This window comes from Paraburkholderia sp., assembly GCF_035656215.1.
Classification (GTDB): domain Bacteria; phylum Pseudomonadota; class Gammaproteobacteria; order Burkholderiales; family Burkholderiaceae; genus Paraburkholderia.
Window position 1 is genome coordinate 1 of sequence record NZ_DASRSY010000161.1, and the last position, 21,206, is coordinate 21,206.

Genomic DNA, 21,206 nt, shown 5'->3' on the forward strand with positions numbered 1-21,206 from the left:
GACCAGCGTACCGGGCGTGTTCGCGGCGGGCGACGTGCAGGATCACGTCTATCGTCAGGCGATCACCAGCGCGGGCACGGGCTGTATGGCCGCGCTCGACGCGCAACGCTATCTGGAAACCATCGAAGAGATTGGCGAGCATGTGATGAGCGCTGAAGCCGATCGCTGATCTGCAACCTCATCTGTAACATACGCGCAACGGTAAAATGGCGGCTCGGCATGGCCGGGCCGCCTGCTTTGGAGAAAGCCGCGGCTGAAAAGCTCGCGGCTTTTTTTGCGTCGTCGCTGCGTCGTCGCTGCGTCGTGTTTGCGCCCTTCAGGCAACCGGCTGGCGTCGTTCCAGCGCCCTAGCATGTACGCTTGCCCAGCCCCGCTGCAAGGCGTTGCGATGCGCCACGGCACGTTTGGGTGCCGCCACCCGCATCGCGCGATCGTTCTACTTTTCTGCGTGTATTACCGATATGCCGAAGAATCAGCCCCACCCCAGCGAACCGAAGCGCGCCCGTGCCGTTCCCAGGCCCACACCCGAGCCAGCCGCCAAACCGAAGATCGAGCCGGCTGCGGGACTAGCCGGCCTCGGCGCGTTGCGCGATGCGTTAAAGGGCGACACGCAACGGCGTGAACGCGAACGCGCGGCAGCAGCGGCAGCGCAGCGCGAAGCCTCGGCGGACGCCGATCTGTTTCGCCGCGAGATCGGCGCGGTTGCGCCATTGGCGGTCCCGCCGCGCGCCACCTTGCCGCGCAATCCTCCGTCGCCATTGCCGGTGCAAACCAAACTCGATGAAGAAGCCGTGCTGCACGAAGCGATCTCCGACGAGTTCGATCCCGAGATCCTGCTCGAAACCGACGAAACGCTCTCCTATTGCCGGCCCGGCGTGAGTCAGGAAGTCGTGCGCAAACTGCGGCGTGGCGATTGGATCGTGCAGGCACAAATCGATCTGCACGGCATGCGCCGAGAGGAAGCGCGCGAGGCGCTGGCCGAGTTCATTCGTGAATCGGTGAAGCGTGGCCTGCGGTGTTTGCGCGTGATTCACGGCAAGGGCCTCGGGTCGATCGGCAAAGAACCCGTATTGAAGGGGAAAGTACGCGCGTGGCTCGTGCAAAAGTCCGAGGTGATCGCCTTCTGCCAGGCGCGTCCGCACGACGGCGGCGCGGGTGCGGTGGTCGTGCTGTTGCAGCCGGGCGCATTGCCGGCTTACCCCAAGTCCTGACGGAGTCCCGGTGATCCATCCGAGGCTGACGCTCGCGCTGACCATCATGGAGGCGCTGGCTATTTTCGCGTATGCGATTTCCGGTTTTATCGAAGCGAGAACCCGACGGCTCGACGCCGTGGGGACCTTCCTCGTGGCGATCGCAACAGCCTTCGGCGGCGGTACGTTGCGCGACGTGCTGCTGGAGCGGCGGCCGTTCTACTGGGTCGAGCATCAAGCCTATCTGATCGCGATCTTCGTGATGTCGCTGTTTGCGCCGACGCTATTGAAAATGGCGTCGCGCCTGCTCTCCGAGCGGGTCTTGCTGGTGGCCGATGCGGTGGGGCTGGGCTTGTTCAGCATCTCAGGCACGTCGATCGCACACGACGCACAGATGTCGTGGTTCACATCGGTGATGATGGGGGTGTTGACAGGCGTATTCGGCGGCGTGATTCGCGACGTGCTGTGCAACGAGATGCCACTGATTCTGCGCGATTCGCGACCGTACGCAACCTGCGCTTTTGTGGGATGTTGGCTGTACGTGCTGCTGGACTACATGAACGTCGATACGATTTATAGCGTGTTGATCGCCACCGCTTTTATCCTGCTCGCGAGGCTGGTGACGTTCAGGTTCGACGTCCGGCTGCCTCACTGAGCTTGAATCACTGAGCTTGAATCACTGAGCAACTTGCCTCACCAGGCTCGCGCCACCAAACTTGCCTCATAAAAAACGCGCCGCCCGGAACCTGGCGGCGCGCGCTTTGAGGCAGCCTTATTTGTTGGTAGCCAACGCCCCCGCACTCTTCGAGCCGCCAAACAGCGCCGTCAGATACTGCGAGTTGTTGTTCATCGTGGCCATCAGCGTGTTGAGCGCCGTGAACTGATTCTGGTACTGCTTCGTCAACTGCGCGCTGTAATTGGCGAGCGTGGTCTGCTGGGTCGTGATGCTCTTCAGGTCGGCATTCAGCGCCGTGCTGCGGGTGTCGATAATGCCGCCCGTCTTCACGAAATCCGTAATGCTGTTGTTCAACTTCGCGCCAATGCCGTTGGTCGAGTTGAACAACGTGGCAACCTGCACCGGGCTGCTGGTGAGCGACGCACTCAGCTTCTTGCTGTCGATTACCAGCGTGCCATCCGCCGGATCGCCCTTCAGCGCAATGCCGATCGAAGCGAGACCGACTGCTGAACTTCCCGAACCGACGCCACCGCCGATGATCGATGCCAAGGAATTCTTGATCGTCATCAGCGTCGAATCGCCGAGCAGCGTGCCGCCGGTCTTCGACGACTTGTCGTACGAGGACAGCGAATTGATGGTCGTGACGACGGTGTTGTAGAGATTGGCGAAGTTGGTGATGGCCGTGTTCTGCGCGGTCGTGTCCGGCGCGATCGTCAGCGTCTGCGTGGTGCCGACCGCGGCGCTCGACAGATTCAGCGTAACGCCGGAAATCGCCGATGTGACCGCGTTTGTCGAACTGCTCGCCTCGATCCCGCCGATGGTGAATCGCACGTCCTGAGCGCCTTCGCTTTGCCGCCAGGCCTTGTTGGTATCCGACGACACGATCGTGGAGGCCGCGCCGTTCGCACCAGGTGTGGACGTCACGCCGAGGCTCGACAGGCCGTTGTCGTTCTCGACACCGCTGGTGGACAGGTCGATCGTGTTGGCCGCGCCCGTGGTAGCGGAACGCAGCACGAGGTGAGCACCGCCCGTGCCGGTCACGATGGTGGCCGTGACGCCCGGATTGTTGCCCGCTTTGTTGATCGCGTTGGCGATACCGCTCAACGTGTTGTTGCTGCTGTCGATCGTGACATCCATCGACTTGCCGCCGACCGCGATGGTCAACTTGCCCGTGCCCAGCGTGGCGGTGGCGTCGAACGCCGCCGACGACAGGCTTTGCGACGCAGCGATTTGCGCGACGTCGATCGTGTAGCTGCCGGCGACCGCGCCGGGACCGGCCTTCGGATCGAGACCCTTGCCGCTTGCGGTCGCCCCGAAGGTCGACAGAAGGGTTCCGTCCGAGAGATTCTTGATCGCCGCCTGCAAGGCATTCAACGCGGAGCTGAGGGCGCCATAGGCGGACAGAACCGTGGTATCGCTCGTCTGTTTGGCCTTCAGCGCCGCCGTCTGACCGGCCGTCTTCGCATTCACGAGGGCCGACACCAGCGAGGCCACGTCCATCGTCGAGTTGCCGGTGGAGCCGCTGATAATCGATTGCGCCGCTTGCTGCACCTGGCTCTGCGCGTTAGCAGTCGCGCTATTGACAGACGTAGTGATCGTTGACATGCAAAGGCTCCGTGCGTCGAGTTATTCGTTATTCACTGCGTGACGCCCCGGTGGTCTTTCTGATGACGGCGGCAACCCGGTTACGTCGTGGTCACGTCGGTTTTCTTACAATTTTTTCAAATGTTACACTATCTTTCTAAAAAGTTTGTTGCGTTTTGTCGTAACAAATCACTGCGCCTAAGCTTTTGTCGCTTCCGGTCTTTGGCGAAAGCGGATGAACCGTCTGCCGCTAAAATTCTCGCGTCTGTCGATTTCCTCGATCGTCGTTCGTCGCCAGATAAACGGCCCCCGGTCGTTATCGCGCTACAGCGCCCCGAGTAACCGCCACAGGTGACCACGATGACCCTGAAGCTCTATGCCCACCCCTTCTCTTCCTATTGCCAGAAGGCGCTGACCGCGCTTTACGAAAACGGCACGCCGTTTGAATTGCGCCTGTTGGCGCACGACGATCCGCAGGTCATGGCGGAGTTCGCCGCGCTCTGGCCAATCAAGCGCTTTCCTGTGCTGGTCGACGGCAGCCGTGTGGTGATGGAGGCGAGCATCATCATCGAATATCTCGGCCTGTATCACCCGGGGCCGGTGCCGCTTTTGCCGGCTGACGCCCGCGCCGCGCTGGAAGTGCGCAGCATGGACCGCTTCTTCGACAACTACATCGCCACGCCGCAGCAAACGATCGTGTACGACAGTCTGCGTGCCGAACCGGAGCGTGATTCGCGCGCCGTGGCCGACGCCCGCGCAATGCTCGACACCGCCTACGGCTGGCTCAACAAGGTGATGGCCGAGCGCGAATGGGCGGCCGGCGATACCTTCAGCCTCGCCGATTGCGGCGCCGCGCCGTTCCTCTTTTATGCCGACTGGACGCATCGCATCGGCCCGGCGTTTCCTCACGTACTCGCCTACCGGAAGCGGCTGCTGGCCCGACCATCGTTCGCACGCGCGGTCGACGAGGCTCGCCCGTATCGCCCGCTGTTTCCGCTCGGCGCGCCCGACCGGGATTGAACGCGCCGACACGGCGCGGCCGTACATAAAGAGGCACGACGGAGCAGCGCGTGGGCAAACTGACAGGCGCATCCGTCCGCGCGCCCACAGACCACATTGCGACAACGCTATTTCCAACCTATACACTTCACTTCGAAACCTACTTCAGCCCATCAGTCACCAAGGCAAAACATGGACCGTTTCGAAGCGATGGAGATATTTACGCGTGTGGTCGAGGCGAACAGCTTCACCAAAGTATCCGAATCGCTCGACCTGCCCCGCGCCAAAGTCAGCCGCACCATTCAGGCGCTGGAAGAACACGTCGGCGTACGCCTCCTGAACCGTTCGACGCGGCAGGTCAGCGTGACCGAAGACGGCGCACTCTTCTACGAGCGTTGCGTGCGCATCCTCGCGGAAGTCGCCGAAGCCGAATCGTCGCTGTCGAACAAGCGCGAAAATCCAGGCGGCACGATTCGCGTCGATACCTCGGGCACGCTCGCCCGTGCGCTGCTGCTGCCCGCGCTCGACGATTTCTACCGCCAATACCCCGAGATCGACGTGCGGCTCGGGCTGGCGGATCGCAACATCGATCTGATTCAGGACGGCGTGGATTGCGTGATCCGCATGGGCACGCCGGAAGAGTCGAGTCTCGTCGCGCGGCACATCGGCGATGCGCGGATCGTGACCTGCGCGTCGCCGGCCTATCTGGAGAAGTACGGCACACCCACTACGCTCGATGAGCTTGGCGAGCATCGCGCGGTTAACTACGTTTCCGCGCGCAGCGGCAAGACCTTCCCGTTCGAGTACCAGGTGGACGGCGAGATCGTCAAGGTCACGCTGAAGAGCGTGCTGGCCGTGAATGACGGCAGCGTCTACATCGGTGCGGCGGCGCTCGGCCACGGCATCATCCAGCCGTCGCGCTTCATGGTCGCCGATCTGATTGCGCAAGGCGCGCTCAAGGAAATCCTCACGAGCTACACGAGCCCTGGCGCGCCGCTGTCTATCCTGTACGCGCATCGCCGCAATCTGAGTTCGCGGCTTCGCGCCTTCACCGAGTGGGTCACCGAGCTGGCACGGAACAATCCGGATCTGCGTATCACGGGCGTTTGATGTCTTGCCGCAGGGGCGCCACACTCCTGGCCTTGCCTGCGCAAACCGTACCTGGCAAACGACAAAAGCCCCATGCGTTTCACAACGCATGGGGCTTTCTTCACTTCAGTTCGAATCGCTCAGCGAATAATCCGCCTCAGGCAATCCGCTCTTCATTGGCCGGATCGAACAGCACCGCTTTCGACGCATCGAACAACAGCGTCGCATTCGTCAACGGTTGCGGATTCGACGCCGGGTGCACACGGCTCACGATGCGCTTGCCGTTGACCTGGGCGAACACCAGTGTGTCCGGTCCGGTCGGCTCGATCACGTCGACCTTCACTTCGATCGGCTGCAGATTCGCATTGTCGCCAAGCGCGCCGCGCGCATCGGTGATCCGCTCCGGGCGCAGGCCCAGAATCACTTCACGCCCCAGGTGCGAATTCACCTTCGCGGAGTCGAACGGCAGGTTCAGCACGCCGCGCATCCCGCCCGTATCCAGTTCGATGCCCACGCCTGAACCCTGCTCCACCAGCTTGCCCTGGATGAAGTTCATCGGCGGCGCGCCGATGAAGCCCGCCACGAACAGATTCGCCGGCGAATCGTAGATCTCTTGCGGCGCGCCGAACTGCTGGACGATGCCGTCTTTCATCACCGCGATGCGGTCGCCGAGCGTCATCGCTTCGATCTGATCGTGCGTCACGTAGACGATCGTCGTGCCGAGGCGTTGATGCAGGAGCTTGATTTCCGAACGCATCTCGATACGCAGCTTCGCGTCGAGGTTCGACAGCGGTTCGTCGAACAGGAACATCACCGGATCGCGCGCGAGTGCACGGCCCATGGCCACGCGCTGGCGCTGACCGCCGGAGAGTTGACCCGGCTTGCGGTCCAGCAGGTGCGTGATCTGCAACGTGTTCGACACGCGATCGACGATCTGCGCCTGCTCCTGCTTCGGCACCTTGCGGATACCCAGGCCGAACGAGATGTTCTCGCGCACCGTCATGGACGGATACAGCGCGTACGACTGGAACACCATCGCAATGTCGCGATCTTTCGGCGAGAGGTTATTCACCGTCTTGCCGTCGATCTGGATCTCGCCCTTGGTCACGGTTTCGAGGCCGGCGATCATGTTGAGCAGCGTCGACTTCCCGCAGCCCGAGCCGCCGACGAGAATCAGGAACTGGCCATCTTCGATGTCGATGTTGACACCCTTCAGAACCGGCACCCCATTCGGGTAAGTCTTGTACACGTCACGGATGGAAAGGCTTGCCATGCTGTGAATCCTCTTGTCTCTGGTACAGCTTGAAAACGTCTGGTCGGATGACGCCGGCGTTTCGTGCACTTAGTGCTTGTTGTGCAGGAAGCGCCGCCGCGATGCGTAGGGTCTAGCCCGGGTTTAGCCCTTCACTGCGCCCGCCGTCAGGCCGCGCACGAAATAGCGTCCGGCGACGATGTAGACGAGCAAGGTCGGCAGTGCGGCGATGATCGCGCCGGCCATGTCCACGTTGTATTCCTTCACGCCGGTCGAAGTGTTCACGAGGTTATTCAGCGCCACCGTGATCGGCATCGAATCGACACCGGAGAACACAATCCCGAACAGGAAGTCATTCCAGATCTGCGTGAATTGCCAGATCAGGCACACCATGAAAATCGGCAGCGACACCGGCATCAGAATCTTCGTGAAGATCGTGAAGAAACCTGCGCCGTCGATCCGTGCGGCCTTCACGAGTTCAGCCGGAATGCTCACGTAAAAGTTGCGGAAGAACATCGTCGTGAAAGCGATACCGTAGATCACGTGCACCACCACCAGGCCGGTGGTCGTATTCGACAAACCGAGCATGCCTTCGAAGCGCGCCATCGGCAGCAGGATCGCCTGGAACGGAATGAAACAGCCGACCAGGATCATCGTGAAGATCGGGTCCGCGCCGCGGAAACGCCAGTGCGTAAGAACATAGCCGTTGAACGCGCCGATGATCGACGAGATCAGCACGGCCGGAATCACCATCCGCACCGAGTTCATGAAGAACGGCTGCATGCCGTCGCAACGCACCCCCGTACAGGCGCCGCTCCATGCCTTGATCCACGGGTCGATGGTCCAGTGAGTCGGCGGCGTCAGCAGGTTGCCGGTACGCAACTGAGTGACGTCCTTGAACGACGTGGACAGCATCACGTACAGCGGAAACAGGAAATACAAGGCGAACAGAATCAAGGCCGCATAAATGACGGCACGGCTGATCGTCATCTTAGGCTGCATTGCGCGTGCTCCTCGATTCCAGATACATCAGCGGCACGAGCACGGCCACAACGGTAGCGAGCATCATCATCGACGATGCCGCGCCGACGCCCAGCTGCCCGCGATTGAACGAAAACGTGTACATGAAAATAGCCGGCAGCGATGAAGACGTACCCGGACCGCCCGCGGTCAACGCGACGACCAGGTCGAAGGTCTTGATCGTGATGTGGCAGAGAATCAGCAGCACGGAGAAGAACACCGGGCGCATGCTCGGAATCACGATCTTGCGGTAGATGGTGGGCAAGCCTGCGCCATCCATCTGCGCGGCCTTGAAGATTTCACCGTCGACACCACGCAAGCCCGCGAGAAACAGCGCCATCACGAAGCCGGTGGATTGCCACACTGCCGCGATCACGACGCAGAAAATCGCTTTGTCGGGGTCGCCGAGCCAGCTGAACGAGAAGCTCGTCCAGCCCCAGTCGTGAAACACTTTCTCGAGGCCGACGCTCGGCGTCATGATCCATTGCCAGGCCGTACCTGTCACGATGAACGAGAGCGCCATCGGGTACAGGAACACGGCGCGCAGCGCGCCTTCATTGCGGATCTGCTGATCGAGCAGGATCGCGAGGAACAGACCAAGGCCGATACAGATACCGATAAACGGAATGCCGAACCAGCCAAGGTTGGCAGCCGAGGTCCAGAACACATCGTTATCGAACAGTTCGCGATAACGATCGAGGCCGACAAATTCATAACGTGGCATCAGTCGCGAATTCGACAGCGACAGAAAGCCGGTAATAGCGATAAAGCCATACACGAAGATCAGGCTGATCACGACGCTGGGTGCGAGCACCAGCTTCGGAATCCAGCGATCGGCAAGGGCCGCCATCGGCGACGTGCGGCGGGTCACGGAAGCCGTGGTTTTCCCGTTTCCGCTGATAGAAGCAGTCACTACTCGACTCCTGCTGAAACTGTACCGCCGGGGTGCTCACGCATGAAAAACGCGAGACCGGAACGGCATAGGTATGACGCGATGAAACCAGGGGTGAAGTCTCTCGCCCTAAGTAACGCAACGGCTGCAAGCAATCTGAAGAGCGCGCCCGGCGCCCACGAGAGGAACCACCAGGCACGCCACTTCGCTTACTTCAGTTACTTGGTCTTCGCTGCCTTCGCGAGCGCGGCGACCGCGGTCTTCGAATCTTGCTGCGAGTTCATGAACTTCGTGACCACGTCCGAGATCGCACCGGCTGCTGCATCCGGTTGCGCCATGCCATGTGCCAGCGAAGGCACATAACCGCCCGACTTGATCGCCACTTGTTCATCCGCGTACGACTTCTTCGCGCAGTCGTCGAACTTGGCCATCGACACGCCCAGACGAACCGGGATCGAACCCTTGTTCAGGCTGAACTGTTCCTGGAAGTCCGGTGACATGATCGTCTTCGCAAGTGCCAATTGACCCGGCGTTGCAGCCTTCTGGCCCTTCTGCTGGAAGAACACGAACGAGTCGACGTTGAACGTGTAAGCCTTTTCCGTGCCCGGAACAGCAGCGCAGATGTAGTCCGAGCCCGCCTTCTTGCCGGCGTTGGCGAACTCGCCCTTCGCCCAGTCGCCCATGAACTGCATGCCGGCCTTGCCGTTGATGACCATCGCCGTTGCCAGGTTCCAGTCACGGCCCGTGCGGCCCGCGTCGAAGTAACCCTGGATCTTGCGGACCGTGTCGAACACGCCGACCATCTGATCCGACGTCAGCGTCTTTTCGTCGAGGTCGACCAGCGCCTTCTTGTAGAAGCCCGCGCCTTGCGACAGCACGACGTCTTCCCACAGCGTCAGGTCTTGCCACGGCTGACCGCCCATCGCGATCGGCTGGATGCCGGCGGCCTTCATCTTGTCGGCCACAGCGAAGAACTCAGGCCACGTGGTCGGCGCCTTGCCGCCTGCCTTGTCCAGTGCAGCCTTGTTGATGTACAGCCAGTTCACGCGGTGCACCGAGAACGGTGCGGCAACGTAGTGACCGTCGGCGTGCATGATCTTGTCGATTTCCGGCGGCAAGTTCTTCTTCCAGTCGCCAGCAGCAGCGTCGATCGGCACCAGCACGCCTTGCGACGCCCAGTCCTGAATCAGCGGACCCTTGATCTGCGCAGCGGTCGGCGCGTTGCCCGAGATCACCTGCGTCTTGAGTGCCGTCATGGCAGCCGCACCTGCGCCGCCCGCAACCGCGAAGTCCTTCCAGGTGTAACCCTGCTTCGTCATGTCGTCCTTGAGGACGCCGACGGCTTTCGATTCGCCGCCCGAAGTCCACCAGTGCAACACTTCGATCGACTCGGCGGCTTGCACAGCCGAGACGCCACACATCAGACCCGCGGCGCACAAAGCGCCCATGATCGCGCGAAATTTCATTGCTTATCTCCTCCAGACACCTGAACAAAAAACAAATGGCCCCTGATGTCGCCAGGGTGCTGTGGTTGGTTCAAACAGGCAAAACACTGGGCGATCGAGCACGGTCGGGCATATGCTTAAGTGCATGTGCCGGCGGACCGATATCCGGCCGCTGGAAGCTCAAGAGATGAGTGGTTCGGGATGCAACTGACTGTCTCCTCTTTTGATTTTTGCCTGCCCGCGTCGCGCGCGGCAGACTCGAGGTGCCTCACACGTTAACCCTGACGCCAGATCAGCCTTCCGGCTTTCCGTAAGGACCGCCGGGGGCTTGCTGGCACGTGCCCGCACGCAATGTCCGTTAACATGCAGGGAGCGCCGACCGATTCGGGAAAACGTGCATCCAGCCTTGCAACGCACGCTTTTTTCATCGAATTAGCGCTACCTCTTGATTTGGATTGTAGTTAAACTACAATTCAGTGTCAAAAATTATTTTATCGGACTACGGTCGCCCTTTCGGCCAGCACGGCGACCCCAGGATATCGACGGAGACTCATGCAAACCGATTCAAGTTTCACCTTCGTTCTATTCGGCGGAACCGGCGATCTGTCGATGCGCAAGATCCTGCCGGCACTGTTTGAAGCGCACCGTGCAGGTGGCATGCTGGCCGACAGCGGCAAGATCGTCGCAGTGGCGCGGCATGTGGCCGATCGTGCTGGCTACCTCGAATGGGTCAATGAGCACGTCAAGCCGCACGTGTCGAAGAACGGTGTGGATGAAACGGCATGGGCAAGCTTCCTCGAACGCATCGAGTTCGTGAAGATCGATCTCGGCAACCCCGAAGACTTCACGCTGCTGCGCGACGCCGTGAGCGGCCTGCCTGGCATTCGCGTGTTCTATCTGGCAACGGGTCCGTCGCTGTTCGTGCCGATCTGCCGCGCGCTGGCATCGGTTGGGCTCAACGAAAATTCGCGCATCGTGCTGGAAAAGCCGCTCGGCTACGATCTCAAGTCGTCCAACGCAATTAATGATGCTGTCGGCGAAATCTTCGCTGAAGAACAGATCTACCGGATCGATCACTACCTCGGAAAGGAGCCGGTGCAGAACCTGCTCGCGCTGCGTTTCGGCAATGTGCTGTTCGAACCGTTATGGCGCCGTGAATGGGTGGAAAGCATTCAGATCACGATTGCGGAAGAACTCGGCGTGGAAGCGCGCGGCGACTTCTACGACAACACCGGCGCATTGCGCGACATGGTGCAGAACCATTTGCTGCAACTGCTTTCCATCGTGGCGATGGAACCGCCGCATTCGATGGATTCCGACTCGGTACGTGACGAAAAGCTGCGTGTGCTGCGCGCGCTGAAGCCGATCGATGCGCGCGATATCGGCAAGGTCGCGGTGCGCGGCCAGTATCATGCGGGCGTGATCCGCGGCAACGCGGTGCCGGCGTATGCAACCGAACCTGGCGTGAAGCAGGACAGCACGACCGAAACCTTCGTTGCAGTGAAGGTGGAAATCGAAAACTGGCGCTGGGCCGGTGTGCCGTTCTTCCTGCGCACAGGCAAGCGTCTCGCGGATCGTGTCGCTGAGATCGTGGTGAATTTTCGTGCGGTGCCGCATTCGGCACTTGGCGCATCCGCATTGCGCGGCGGTGCGAACCGTCTCGTGATCCGCTTGCAGCCGAACGAAACTATTCGCCTCTACTGTCTCGCGAAGCAGCCGGGCGAAGGCATGAACCTCGCCAGCGTCCACCTCGACCTCGCCTTCGACCGGTTCTTCCGCGAAGGGCAGATGGAGGCGTATCAGCGTCTGTTGCTCGACGTGATCAACGGCCGTCTCGCGCTGTTTGTGCGGCGCGACGAGCAGGAAGCGGCATGGCGTTGGGTCGAACCGATCCTCAACGAATGGGCTGCGTCCAACAAGCCGCCCAAGCCGTATGCATCAGGTACGTGGGGACCGGCCGCGGCGAGCGCGATGTTGGCGCAGCACGACACCTGCTGGCTCGAAGAAGAGAATTGAATCAACTGAATTACGGCGTCATACCATGCCCGATCCCGATCGAAGCACGGCACAGCGCCTGCAAGACCCACCGACGAACTGAACGGAATGGCGCCGGTATCACGAGGGCGCCTGCAAGTCATCCCGCTTGCAGGCATCGCGTGAGAGCAGGACGGCACGTTCCGCAGATCTAACAAGAAAGCAGCACGGAGGAGAAGTGATCGAGCTTCACGCTTTCGACGATCAACGCGCCCAATCCGACGCGTTGGCGAAAGCGGTTGGCGACGCGTTACATGCGTCGCTCGCCGCACAGGCGGCCACGCCCGCAGCGGGCGCGTCAACTGGCGCGCGCCCGGCAATGCTTGCAGTGTCCGGCGGCACCAGTCCGCGTCCGTTCCTGCAGACGTTGTCCACGCAATCCTTCGACTGGGCACGCATTGCCGTGACACTGGTCGACGACCGCTGGGTGCCGGAGGCAGACGGCGCGAGCAATTCGCAACTCGTGCACGACACGCTGTTGCAGAACGCCGCGAAGCACGCCGCTTTCTGGCCGCTGGCCGACACGACGCAAGACCTGAATGCGCACGTCGCCGCGCTGAACGCCGACCCGCGCTTTAGCGCCGTGCCGGACGTCGCGATTCTCGGCATGGGCGACGACGGCCACACCGCATCGATTTTCGCGGACGCGCCCGAATGGGACGTCGCGATCACCACCCTCGAACGCTTCGTTGCCGTGCATCCTGGTAGCGCGCCGCATGCGCGCGTGAGTTGGTCGCTCTCGGCCTTGAAAGAAGTGAAGCACCTGTTTTTGCTGATTGCAGGACCGCGAAAGATGGACGTGCTGAATGCCGCCGCCGCTTCGCTACAAAAAAATGCCATCTCGCAGTTGGCAAACGACAAGGGAGTGAGACTCGATGTCTACTGGTGTGCAAACTAAGGCTGTTCCGGGCGCGGGCCAGCACGCCGATGGACCGAGGCTCCTCGCCGACATCGGCGGCACCAATGCGCGCTTCGCGCTCGAAACAAGCCCTGGCGAGATCGGCTCGGTGCAGGTCTATCCGTGCGCGGACTATCCTGGCGTTGCCGAAGTCATCAAGAAGTATCTGAAGGACACCAAGATCGGTCGCGTGAATCACGCGGCGATTGCGATTGCGAACCCGGTCGACGGCGATCAGGTCAGCATGACCAACCACGACTGGAGCTTTTCGATCGAAGCCACGCGCCGTGCGCTTGGCTTCGACACGCTACTGGTGGTGAACGACTTTACCGCGCTGGCCATGGCCCTCCCTGGCCTGACCGATGCGCAGCGCGTGCAGGTGGGCGGCGGCGCGCGTCGGCCGAACAGCGTGATCGGGCTGCTCGGACCGGGCACCGGCATGGGCGTGTCCGGCCTGATTCCGGCCGACGACCGCTGGATCGCGCTCGGCAGCGAAGGCGGCCACGCCACCTTCGCACCGGCCGACGAACGCGAAGACATCGTGCTGCAATACGCGCGCAAGAAGTGGTCGCACGTCTCGTTCGAACGTGTGGCGGCAGGCCCCGGCCTCGAAGTGATTTACCGTGCGCTGGCGGGCCGTGACAAGAAGCGTGTGGCGACGAACGTCGACACGATCGAGATCGTCAAGCGCGCGATGGAAGGCGAATCGCTCGCGGCCGAATCCGTCGACGTGTTCTGCGGGATTCTCGGCACTTTCGCCGGCAATATCGCGGTGACGCTCGGCGCATTGGGCGGCATCTATATTGGCGGCGGCGTCGTGCCGCGGCTCGGCGAGTTCTTTGCGCGTTCGTCGTTTCGCAAACGGTTCGAGGCGAAGGGCCGCTTCGAGGCGTATTTGCAGAACGTGCCGACTTACGTGATTACCGCTGAATACCCGGCATTTCTGGGTGTTTCGGCCATTCTCGCGGAGCAGTTGTCGAATCGCGCGGGCGGCAGCTCATCGGCCGTGTTCGAGCGAATTCGCCAGATGCGCGATGCGTTGACGCCGGCCGAGCGCCGCGTGGCCGATCTCGCGTTGAATCATCCGCGTTCGATCATCAACGATCCGATTGTCGACATCGCGCGCAAGGCCGACGTGAGTCAGCCGACGGTGATCCGCTTTTGCCGCTCGCTCGGCTGCCAGGGCCTGTCGGATTTCAAGCTGAAGCTGGCAACGGGTTTGACCGGCACGATTCCGGTGAGTCATAGCCAGGTGCATCTAGGCGATACTGCGACCGACTTCGGCGCGAAGGTGCTCGACAACACCGTGTCCGCGATTTTGCAACTGCGCGAGCATTTGAATTTCGACCAGGTCGAGCGGGCCATCGATCTGCTGAACAGCGCGCGGCGGATTGAGTTTTATGGACTCGGCAATTCGAACATCGTCGCGCAGGACGCGCATTACAAGTTCTTCCGGTTTGGTATTCCGACGATTGCCTATGGCGATCTGTATATGCAGGCGGCGTCGGCAGCATTGCTCGGCAAGGGCGATGTGATTGTTGCCGTGTCCAAATCGGGACGTGCGCCCGAGCTACTGCGTGTACTGGATGTCGCCATGCAGGCTGGGGCTAAGGTGATTGCGATTACGTCGAGCAATACGCCTTTGGCCAAGCGGGCTACTGTCGCTTTGGAGACCGATCACATTGAGATTCGCGAGTCGCAGTTGTCGATGATTTCGCGGATCCTGCATCTCGTCATGATTGATATTCTTGCCGTTGGGGTGGCGATTCGACGCGCTGTGCCTAGCGCGGATGTGGCTGAGACGGTCGCTAAGGCGCGACAGGGCGCGGATGATGATGCTAGTGCTGTGCTCGACTGGTTGAGTCATGGGGCGGCTTCTTCGGCACGGGACTAGGTTTTTTGGGTCTTCGCGGCGGCCTGGTTGGCGGGTTGCCGCGCTTATTCCTGATCTCCTCTGCATTGCGATCGTCGCAGAAATCGAGGCATTCACAGCGGTCCTCTGCGCCCTTCCCCATGCGTTGCGTCACCCGCTCCGCAAGAGCGATCCGAGCCAGGACCTCGCCGCACGGCTCCTGAAACCGTTATTCGACCCCCGTCATGGCGTCGCGCTATAAACCGGCGACGCTGATGCTCTGGCTAGAAATCCCGACACTCATTCGCTGCAGCCGCTCCGAACAACGCTCAATCGTTGCCGACCGTCTCCGACAGGCGCTTGATCGTTGCCACCCGCGCACCGATGATATCGATGCGGCTGCGTTCGTCGATCACCGGTGTAGTGGCGTCGAGATACGCGGTCCAGGCCCTTTGTGCGCGCGCCAGCGTCGGACGCGAGCGCGCCGGCATCTTCGACTGCAAGCGGCGGTAATAGCGGTTCAGATCGAACATGGCGTGTTCGCATTGCGCGTCCGCGGTACAGGCGCGAGGACGGTGCGGCGGGTCGCCCCCTGCGCTGATCCCGGCCACCGCGCTTCGCAACGAGAGTGCGCGGTCACGCACGGGCTGCAACTGCATATCGGCTTCGGCCAACACATACATCGAGCCGCGCGTCGTCGCGAACACGGCCGTCAGCAACTGCTTCTCGACATCGCGCGAAGCCTGCCAGCTCGCCTGGCTCTTTTCCCACGGCTTACGCTGCGTCTGCGGCAACTTCGTCTGAAGCTGTTGCCACGCACTGTCCAACGCGGCCTTCCAGCCGATCCGCGCGTTGTCCATGCATTGCACCTGCCCCGCTGTCGACGACATGTCGCTGCGCGCAAGACAGGTGCGCATCGACGCGTCGATCGGATCGGCGGCGGCGACTTCAGCGTGCGCTTGCAGCGGTGCGACGCCAAGCATCGCCGACGTCAGGACTAGCGTGCCAAACGCGCGCCGCCGGCCGTCCGCGCTCGCCAGGGACTTCACCATCCACATCGTCAGGCGCGCACGCAATCGACGAAGTATTCGATGCGCCCGTTGATGGTTTCGCCGACAAGCCCATGGATATCCGTGTGGAAACCCGGGAAGCGCTCGTTGAACTCGCGCGCGAAACGCAGATAGTTGACGATGGTCTTGTTGAAGCGCTCGCCCGGAATCAGAAGCGGAATGCCCGGCGGATACGGCGTCAACAGGATCGACGTGACGCGGCCTTCGAGTTCGTCGATCGCGACCCGGTCGATCTCACGGTGCGCGAGCTTGGCGAACGCATCCGACGGCTTCATCGCCGGTTCCATGCTCGACAGATACATCTCGGTCGTCAGGCGTGCAATGTCGTTCGCGCGGTAGACGCTGTGGATCTGATCGCACAGATCGCGCAGCCCGACGCGCTCGTACATCGGATGATGCGAAACGAAGTCGGGCAGCACGCGCCACAGCGGCTGGTTATTGTCGTAGTCGTCCTTGAACTGTTGCAGTTCGGTGACCATCGAGTTCCAGCGGCCCTTGGTGATGCCGATCGTGAACATGATGAAGAACGAATACAGGCCGGTCTTTTCGACGATGATGCCATGCTCGGCCAGATACTTCGTGACGATCGCGGCCGGAATGCCAGACTCACCGAAGCCACCGTCCATATCCAGACCCGGCGTGACGATGGTCGCCTTGATCGGGTCAAGCATGTTGAAACCTTCGGCGAGCGGGCCGAAGCCGTGCCACGCGTCGTTCGGCTGCAGCATCCAGTCTTCGCGCGAGCCGATGCCTTCTTCGGCGAACTGGTCCGGGCCCCACACCTTGAAGAACCAGTCGTCGCCGTATTCGGCGTCGACCTTGCTCATCGCGCGGCGGAAATCGAGCGCCTCGGCGATCGACTCTTCGACCAGCGCGGTGCCGCCCGGCGCTTCCATCATTGCCGCGGCCACGTCGCACGAGGCAATGATCGCGTACTGCGGGCTCGTCGACGTATGCATCAGATACGCTTCGTTAAAGCGATGCTTGTCGAAGCGGCTGTTCTTCGAATCCTGCACGACGATTTGCGAGGCCTGCGAAATGCCGGCCAGCAGCTTGTGCGTGGAGTGCGTGGCGAATACCAGCGCGCCGATGCGCGGGCGCCCCGCGCCGATCGCGTGCATGTCCTGATAGAACTCGTGGAACTCGGCGTGCGGCAGCCACGCTTCGTCGAAGTGCAGCGTGTCGAGCCAATCGCCGAGCATTTCCTTGATCATCTCGACGTTGTAGATCACGCCGTCGTACGTGCTTTGCGTGATGGTCAGAATGCGCGGCTTCAGATCCGGATTCCTGGCCAACGCTTCGCGGGCGAACGGATTCGCCAGGATCTTCTTCTTGATGTTTTCCGGCTCGAATTCACTGCGCGGAATCGGACCGATGATGCCGAAGTTATTGCGCGTGGGCGTGAGGAACACCGGAATCGCGCCGGTCATCGTGATCGCGTGCAGGATCGACTTGTGACAATTGCGGTCCACCAGCACGATGTCGCCCGGCGCAACGGTGCCGTGCCAGACGATCTTGTTCGAGGTCGACGTGCCGTTGGTCACGAAGAACACGTGGTCGGCGCTGAAAATGCGCGCGGCGTTGCGTTCGGAGGCTGCAATCGGGCCGGTGTGGTCGAGCAACTGACCGAGTTCGTCGACGGCGTTACAGACGTCCGCGCGCAGCATGTTCTCGCCGAAGAACTGATGGAACATCTGGCCGAGCGGGCTCTTCAGGAACGCGACGCCGCCCGAGTGCCCCGGGCAATGCCACGAATACGAGCCTTCGTCCGCGTACTGCACCAGTTCCTTGAAGAACGGCGGCGCGAGCGAATCCAGATACACCTTGGTCTCGCGAATGATGTGGCGCGCGACGAACTCCGGCGTGTCCTCGAACATGTGGATGAAGCCATGCAGTTCGCGCAGGATGTCGTTCGGCAAGTGGCGCGAGGTGCGCGTTTCGCCGTACAGGAAGATCGGAATATCCGCGTTGCGGCGGCGCACTTCGGTCACAAACCCGCGCAGCGCGATGATCGCGGCCGCCAGTTCCGGCGTCTCGCCTTCCACCACGACGTTATCGACGTACGGCAGCAGCTCGTCGTCGTCGATCGACAGAATGAAGCACGACGCGCGGCTCGATTGCTGCGCGAACGAAGTCAGATCGCCGTAGCTCGTCAACCCGAGCACTTCCGCGCCTTCTTTCTCGATAGCTTCGGCCAAAGCCCGGATGCCGGAACCCGAGATGTTCTCGGAGCGAAAATCTTCGTCGATGATGACGACGGGGAAACGAAACTTCATGGGCGATTCTCCAAAAAGAACGACCGCTGCATTTGACTAAGCAGCGGTCACCCGAATAGCTGGTGGGTCAGTGCGCCGCCGACGTCACGTCTTGGGCAACGTGACGCCGTGCTGACCTTGATATTTGCCGCCGCGATCCGCGTACGACGTTTCACAAATTTCGTCGCTTTCGAAAAACAGCACCTGGGCGACACCTTCGTTCGCGTAGATTTTCGCAGGCAAAGGTGTCGTATTCGAGAATTCGAGCGTGACATGCCCTTCCCATTCCGGCTCGAACGGCGTCACGTTGACGATGATCCCGCAACGCGCATACGTGGATTTGCCCAGACACACGGTCAGGACGCTGCGCGGAATACGGAAATACTCGACAGTGCGGGCCAGCGCGAACGAATTCGGCGGGATGATGCAGACATCGCCCTTGAAATCGACAAACGACTTCTCGTCAAAGTTCTTCGGATCGACGATGGTCGAGTTGATATTCGTGAAGATCTTGAATTCGTCGGCGCAGCGAATGTCGTAGCCGTAGCTCGACGTGCCGTAGCTGACAATCTTCCGGCCGTCTTCGGTGACGCGGACCTGATCGGGTGCGAACGGCTCGATCATGTTGTGCGACGCGGCCATGCGCCGGATCCACTTGTCGGATTTGATAGTCATAGGTGAACGCTGCTCGACTTGAGTGACTGGTGTGTGACGGGTAACAACCCGTCAACGAAAGGCGCTTATTTTACGCGATCGCGAGAATGCTGCTGCGGGTATGGCCTGAGCGTGGCCCGGCAGCGGCCCGGCGCACGGCCAGAAGCCGTTGTGAGGCGGTCAAGCCGCTGCGCGCGCAGATGACGCACCCGGCGCGTGGGTACTCACTGGCGAATCAGCCCGCAGGCGAGTGCGGGGCCGGCCCCAACCTGCGGATACGCGTACGGGTCGGTCGCGTCGTGATGCAGCAGCACCGCGCGTTGCAACACCGAGCGGATACCGTCCAGCGACACGTCCGGTGCAACGATAAAGCCGCTGGCCACACCGTTCGCGTCCGCGTGGATGTTGCCGAGATCACCTTCGACCCGGGCACCGGCTTTCAGACGCTCGGCTGCCGGCGAGAACACCGGGCCGGCGCTGGAACCGTCAGCGGCATTGCAATCGCCGCGCTCATGCACTTGCAATGCGTGGTCGCTATTGGGCGGCAAGCCCGCGAGATTGTAGGTAACCTGCACGCCATCCGAACGCTCGATGAACGTTACGAGGCCGCGCGCCTGATTGCCCACAGTGGACAGCAACTGCGCGTCAGCACGCTTTTCCTGTGGTCTCAGGAACGTGCTGCAGCCGCATAACAGCATGCTGCTGGCAGCCAGGACGATGAACGCATGCACCGCCTGCCCGTCGATTCGTTTTCCCATGCGATCCTCTTGCCGGCCTGGCGGCCGCCCCTGCGGCCGCCGGGCCGAACTTGTGAAGTCGACATGATACCGCGAGACCAGGCGAAAATTGACGCCTTGGCCCCGCGTTGCCCCGTTGTCCGAACGGCTAGTCAGGTGTTCTGGACAACGATGCTGGGAAACTTCGAAGTCATGTCGCGAGCCCGCTCGGCGATATGGATCGCAACCTTACGCGCGATCGACCGGTAGATCTCGGCGATACGCCCTTCCGGATCCGCCACGACAGTGGGTTTGCCCGAGTCGGCCTGTTCACGGATGGCGATATCGAGCGGCAAGCTGCCGAGCACGTCGACGCCGTATTCCTTACCCATCCGCTCGCCGCCGCCGGCACCGAAGATATGCTCTTCGTGGCCGCAATTCGAGCAGATATGCATACCCATGTTCTCGACGATACCGAGAATCGGAATGCCGACCTTCTCGAACATCTTGAGGCCCTTCTTCGCGTCGAGCAGCGCGATGTCCTGCGGCGTCGTGACGATTACGGCGCCTGTCACCGGCACGCGCTGCGACAGGGTTAGCTGAATGTCGCCGGTGCCCGGCGGCATGTCGACGATCAGGTAGTCGAGATCTTGCCAGTTGGTCTGCCGCAGCAGTTGCTCGAGCGCCGAGGTGGCCATCGGACCGCGCCATACCATCGGGTTGTCCTGTTCGATCAGGAAGCCGATTGAGTTGGCCTGCAAGCCGTGGCCGGTCATCGGGTTCATCGACTTTTCGTCGGGCGATTCGGGACGGCCGACGATCCCGAGCATCATCGGCAGCGAGGGGCCGTAGATGTCCGCATCGAGGATGCCGACCGACGCGCCTTCACTCGCCAGTGCCAGCGCGAGATTGACGGCGGTCGTGCTCTTGCCGACCCCACCCTTGCCCGACGCCACCGCGACGATGTTTTTAACGTTCGGTAATAGTTTGACGCCGCGCTGCACCGTGTGCGCCGCGATGTGTTGGGACACCTCGACGCGTGCGTTTGCCACGCCGGGAACGGCTTTCAGCGCGTCGGCGAACTGTGCGCGAATCGCTTCAAACTGCCGTTTGGCCGGATAGCCGAGTACCACTTCGAGGCTAACCGTGTCACCCTCCACAGCCACGTTCCTGATGTTCCTGGCAGCCGCGTAGGGCTTGCCCGTGTTGGGGTCAGTGACGGCCGCGAGGGCGGCGTCGACCAAAGCCCGATCGATACTCATTGGCACTCCGTGGGGAACACTCGCGGCGCGGCGGAATCCAAGTTTCGGCCACGCGCCAGAATTTGAAAAAAATTGTTAGACAGCATTGCTAAAACCAGATGCGCCGTGCACCCTTCGGGCTGGCGGGACGCCATGGGGTCGCATCGCTGCGTACTTCAGTCATCATTGTAGTGGCTGACGCCAAGCCTTGCCGGAAGACCCTTCTCCACTGTCGGACCGGGACCAGGGAAGGCGCAGCATTCTCGTATAGTCGAGTAGTGCGCTTTACGACCGTTACGTTTGGCGGATAGATTTATCGCTTCCACCCGCTTCACTCAA

General features: G+C 61.4%; 17 protein-coding genes and 1 pseudogene. 8 read left to right on the top strand and 10 right to left on the bottom strand.

Annotated features, from left to right (window positions below):
- The 3 genes and pseudogenes from VFE81_RS09225 to VFE81_RS09235 form a co-directional block, all read left to right on the top strand.
- A pseudogene (locus tag VFE81_RS09225) lies at positions 1 to 169 on the top strand (thioredoxin-disulfide reductase); the annotation flags it as partial.
- A gap of 292 nt (positions 170 to 461) precedes the next feature.
- On the top strand, positions 462 to 1,211 hold the full coding sequence (locus VFE81_RS09230) for a Smr/MutS family protein (protein ID WP_325044301.1): 750 nt from the start codon (positions 462 to 464) through the stop codon (positions 1,209 to 1,211).
- A 13-nt stretch (positions 1,212 to 1,224) separates the two neighbouring features.
- On the top strand, positions 1,225 to 1,845 hold the full coding sequence (locus VFE81_RS09235; RefSeq protein WP_325044318.1) for a trimeric intracellular cation channel family protein: 621 nt from the start codon (positions 1,225 to 1,227) through the stop codon (positions 1,843 to 1,845).
- A gap of 117 nt (positions 1,846 to 1,962) precedes the next feature.
- Here the strand turns inward: VFE81_RS09235 and fliD are convergent, their stop codons facing one another.
- The gene (gene fliD, locus VFE81_RS09240) at positions 1,963 to 3,471 is read right to left on the bottom strand and encodes a flagellar filament capping protein FliD (protein ID WP_325044302.1); all 1,509 of its coding nucleotides are present in this window, start codon (positions 3,469 to 3,471) and stop codon (positions 1,963 to 1,965) included.
- A 339-nt stretch (positions 3,472 to 3,810) separates the two neighbouring features.
- On the opposite strand from fliD, the gene VFE81_RS09245 reads away from it, so the two are divergent.
- Together VFE81_RS09245 and VFE81_RS09250 are read left to right on the top strand one after the other, a co-directional pair.
- Entirely contained in the window at positions 3,811 to 4,470 is a 660-nt protein-coding gene (locus VFE81_RS09245; protein ID WP_325044303.1) for a glutathione S-transferase family protein, read from the top strand.
- Between the two features lie 171 nt (positions 4,471 to 4,641).
- The gene (locus VFE81_RS09250) at positions 4,642 to 5,559 is read left to right on the top strand and encodes a LysR family transcriptional regulator (protein WP_325044304.1); all 918 of its coding nucleotides are present in this window, start codon (positions 4,642 to 4,644) and stop codon (positions 5,557 to 5,559) included.
- 136 nt (positions 5,560 to 5,695) lie between these two features.
- Here VFE81_RS09250 and VFE81_RS09255 read toward each other — a convergent pair whose 3' ends face one another.
- The 4 genes from VFE81_RS09255 to VFE81_RS09270 all read right to left on the bottom strand — a co-directional run bounded on the left by VFE81_RS09255 (position 5,696) and on the right by VFE81_RS09270 (position 10,168).
- Positions 5,696 to 6,811 (bottom strand): sn-glycerol-3-phosphate ABC transporter ATP-binding protein UgpC, encoded by a 1,116-nt coding sequence (locus VFE81_RS09255; RefSeq protein WP_325044305.1) that lies wholly within the window; start codon positions 6,809 to 6,811, stop codon positions 5,696 to 5,698.
- 123 nt (positions 6,812 to 6,934) lie between these two features.
- Positions 6,935 to 7,792, bottom strand: a complete 858-nt coding sequence (locus VFE81_RS09260) for a carbohydrate ABC transporter permease (protein ID WP_325044306.1) — start codon at positions 7,790 to 7,792, stop codon at positions 6,935 to 6,937.
- Positions 7,782 to 8,723, bottom strand: a complete 942-nt coding sequence (locus VFE81_RS09265) for a carbohydrate ABC transporter permease (protein ID WP_063495077.1) — start codon at positions 8,721 to 8,723, stop codon at positions 7,782 to 7,784. The genes VFE81_RS09260 and VFE81_RS09265 overlap by 11 nt, the downstream gene beginning before the upstream one ends.
- Positions 8,724 to 8,920: 197 nt before the next feature.
- Positions 8,921 to 10,168 carry an ABC transporter substrate-binding protein gene (locus tag VFE81_RS09270; RefSeq protein WP_325044307.1) on the bottom strand — a complete coding sequence of 416 codons (1,248 nt, stop codon included), beginning with the start codon at positions 10,166 to 10,168 and terminating at the stop codon, positions 8,921 to 8,923.
- A gap of 531 nt (positions 10,169 to 10,699) precedes the next feature.
- Here VFE81_RS09270 and zwf point away from each other — a divergent pair.
- The 3 genes from zwf to VFE81_RS09285 all read left to right on the top strand — a co-directional run bounded on the left by zwf (position 10,700) and on the right by VFE81_RS09285 (position 14,973).
- Entirely contained in the window at positions 10,700 to 12,163 is a 1,464-nt protein-coding gene (gene zwf, locus VFE81_RS09275; protein WP_325044308.1) for a glucose-6-phosphate dehydrogenase, read from the top strand.
- 196 nt (positions 12,164 to 12,359) lie between these two features.
- On the top strand, positions 12,360 to 13,079 hold the full coding sequence (pgl, locus tag VFE81_RS09280) for a 6-phosphogluconolactonase (protein ID WP_325044309.1): 720 nt from the start codon (positions 12,360 to 12,362) through the stop codon (positions 13,077 to 13,079).
- On the top strand, positions 13,057 to 14,973 hold the full coding sequence (locus VFE81_RS09285; RefSeq protein WP_325044310.1) for a bifunctional transcriptional regulator/glucokinase: 1,917 nt from the start codon (positions 13,057 to 13,059) through the stop codon (positions 14,971 to 14,973). Before pgl ends, VFE81_RS09285 begins: the two co-directional genes overlap by 23 nt.
- 287 nt (positions 14,974 to 15,260) lie before the next feature.
- Here VFE81_RS09285 and VFE81_RS09290 read toward each other — a convergent pair whose 3' ends face one another.
- The 5 genes from VFE81_RS09290 to apbC all read right to left on the bottom strand — a co-directional run bounded on the left by VFE81_RS09290 (position 15,261) and on the right by apbC (position 20,888).
- Positions 15,261 to 15,983: a lysozyme inhibitor LprI family protein gene (locus tag VFE81_RS09290; protein ID WP_414695569.1), complete on the bottom strand. Its 723-nt coding sequence runs from the start codon at positions 15,981 to 15,983 to the stop codon at positions 15,261 to 15,263.
- 8 nt (positions 15,984 to 15,991) lie between these two features.
- Positions 15,992 to 18,277, bottom strand: a complete 2,286-nt coding sequence (locus tag VFE81_RS09295) for an arginine/lysine/ornithine decarboxylase (protein ID WP_325044311.1) — start codon at positions 18,275 to 18,277, stop codon at positions 15,992 to 15,994.
- A gap of 84 nt (positions 18,278 to 18,361) precedes the next feature.
- Positions 18,362 to 18,931, bottom strand: a complete 570-nt coding sequence (gene dcd, locus VFE81_RS09300; protein ID WP_325044312.1) for a dCTP deaminase — start codon at positions 18,929 to 18,931, stop codon at positions 18,362 to 18,364.
- Positions 18,932 to 19,134: 203 nt separating this feature from the next.
- Entirely contained in the window at positions 19,135 to 19,668 is a 534-nt protein-coding gene (locus VFE81_RS09305) for a superoxide dismutase family protein (RefSeq protein ID WP_325044313.1), read from the bottom strand.
- A 131-nt stretch (positions 19,669 to 19,799) separates the two neighbouring features.
- Positions 19,800 to 20,888, bottom strand: coding sequence for an iron-sulfur cluster carrier protein ApbC (gene apbC, locus VFE81_RS09310; RefSeq protein ID WP_325044314.1), 1,089 nt, complete (start codon positions 20,886 to 20,888; stop codon positions 19,800 to 19,802).
- Positions 20,889 to 21,206 lie beyond the last annotated feature (318 nt).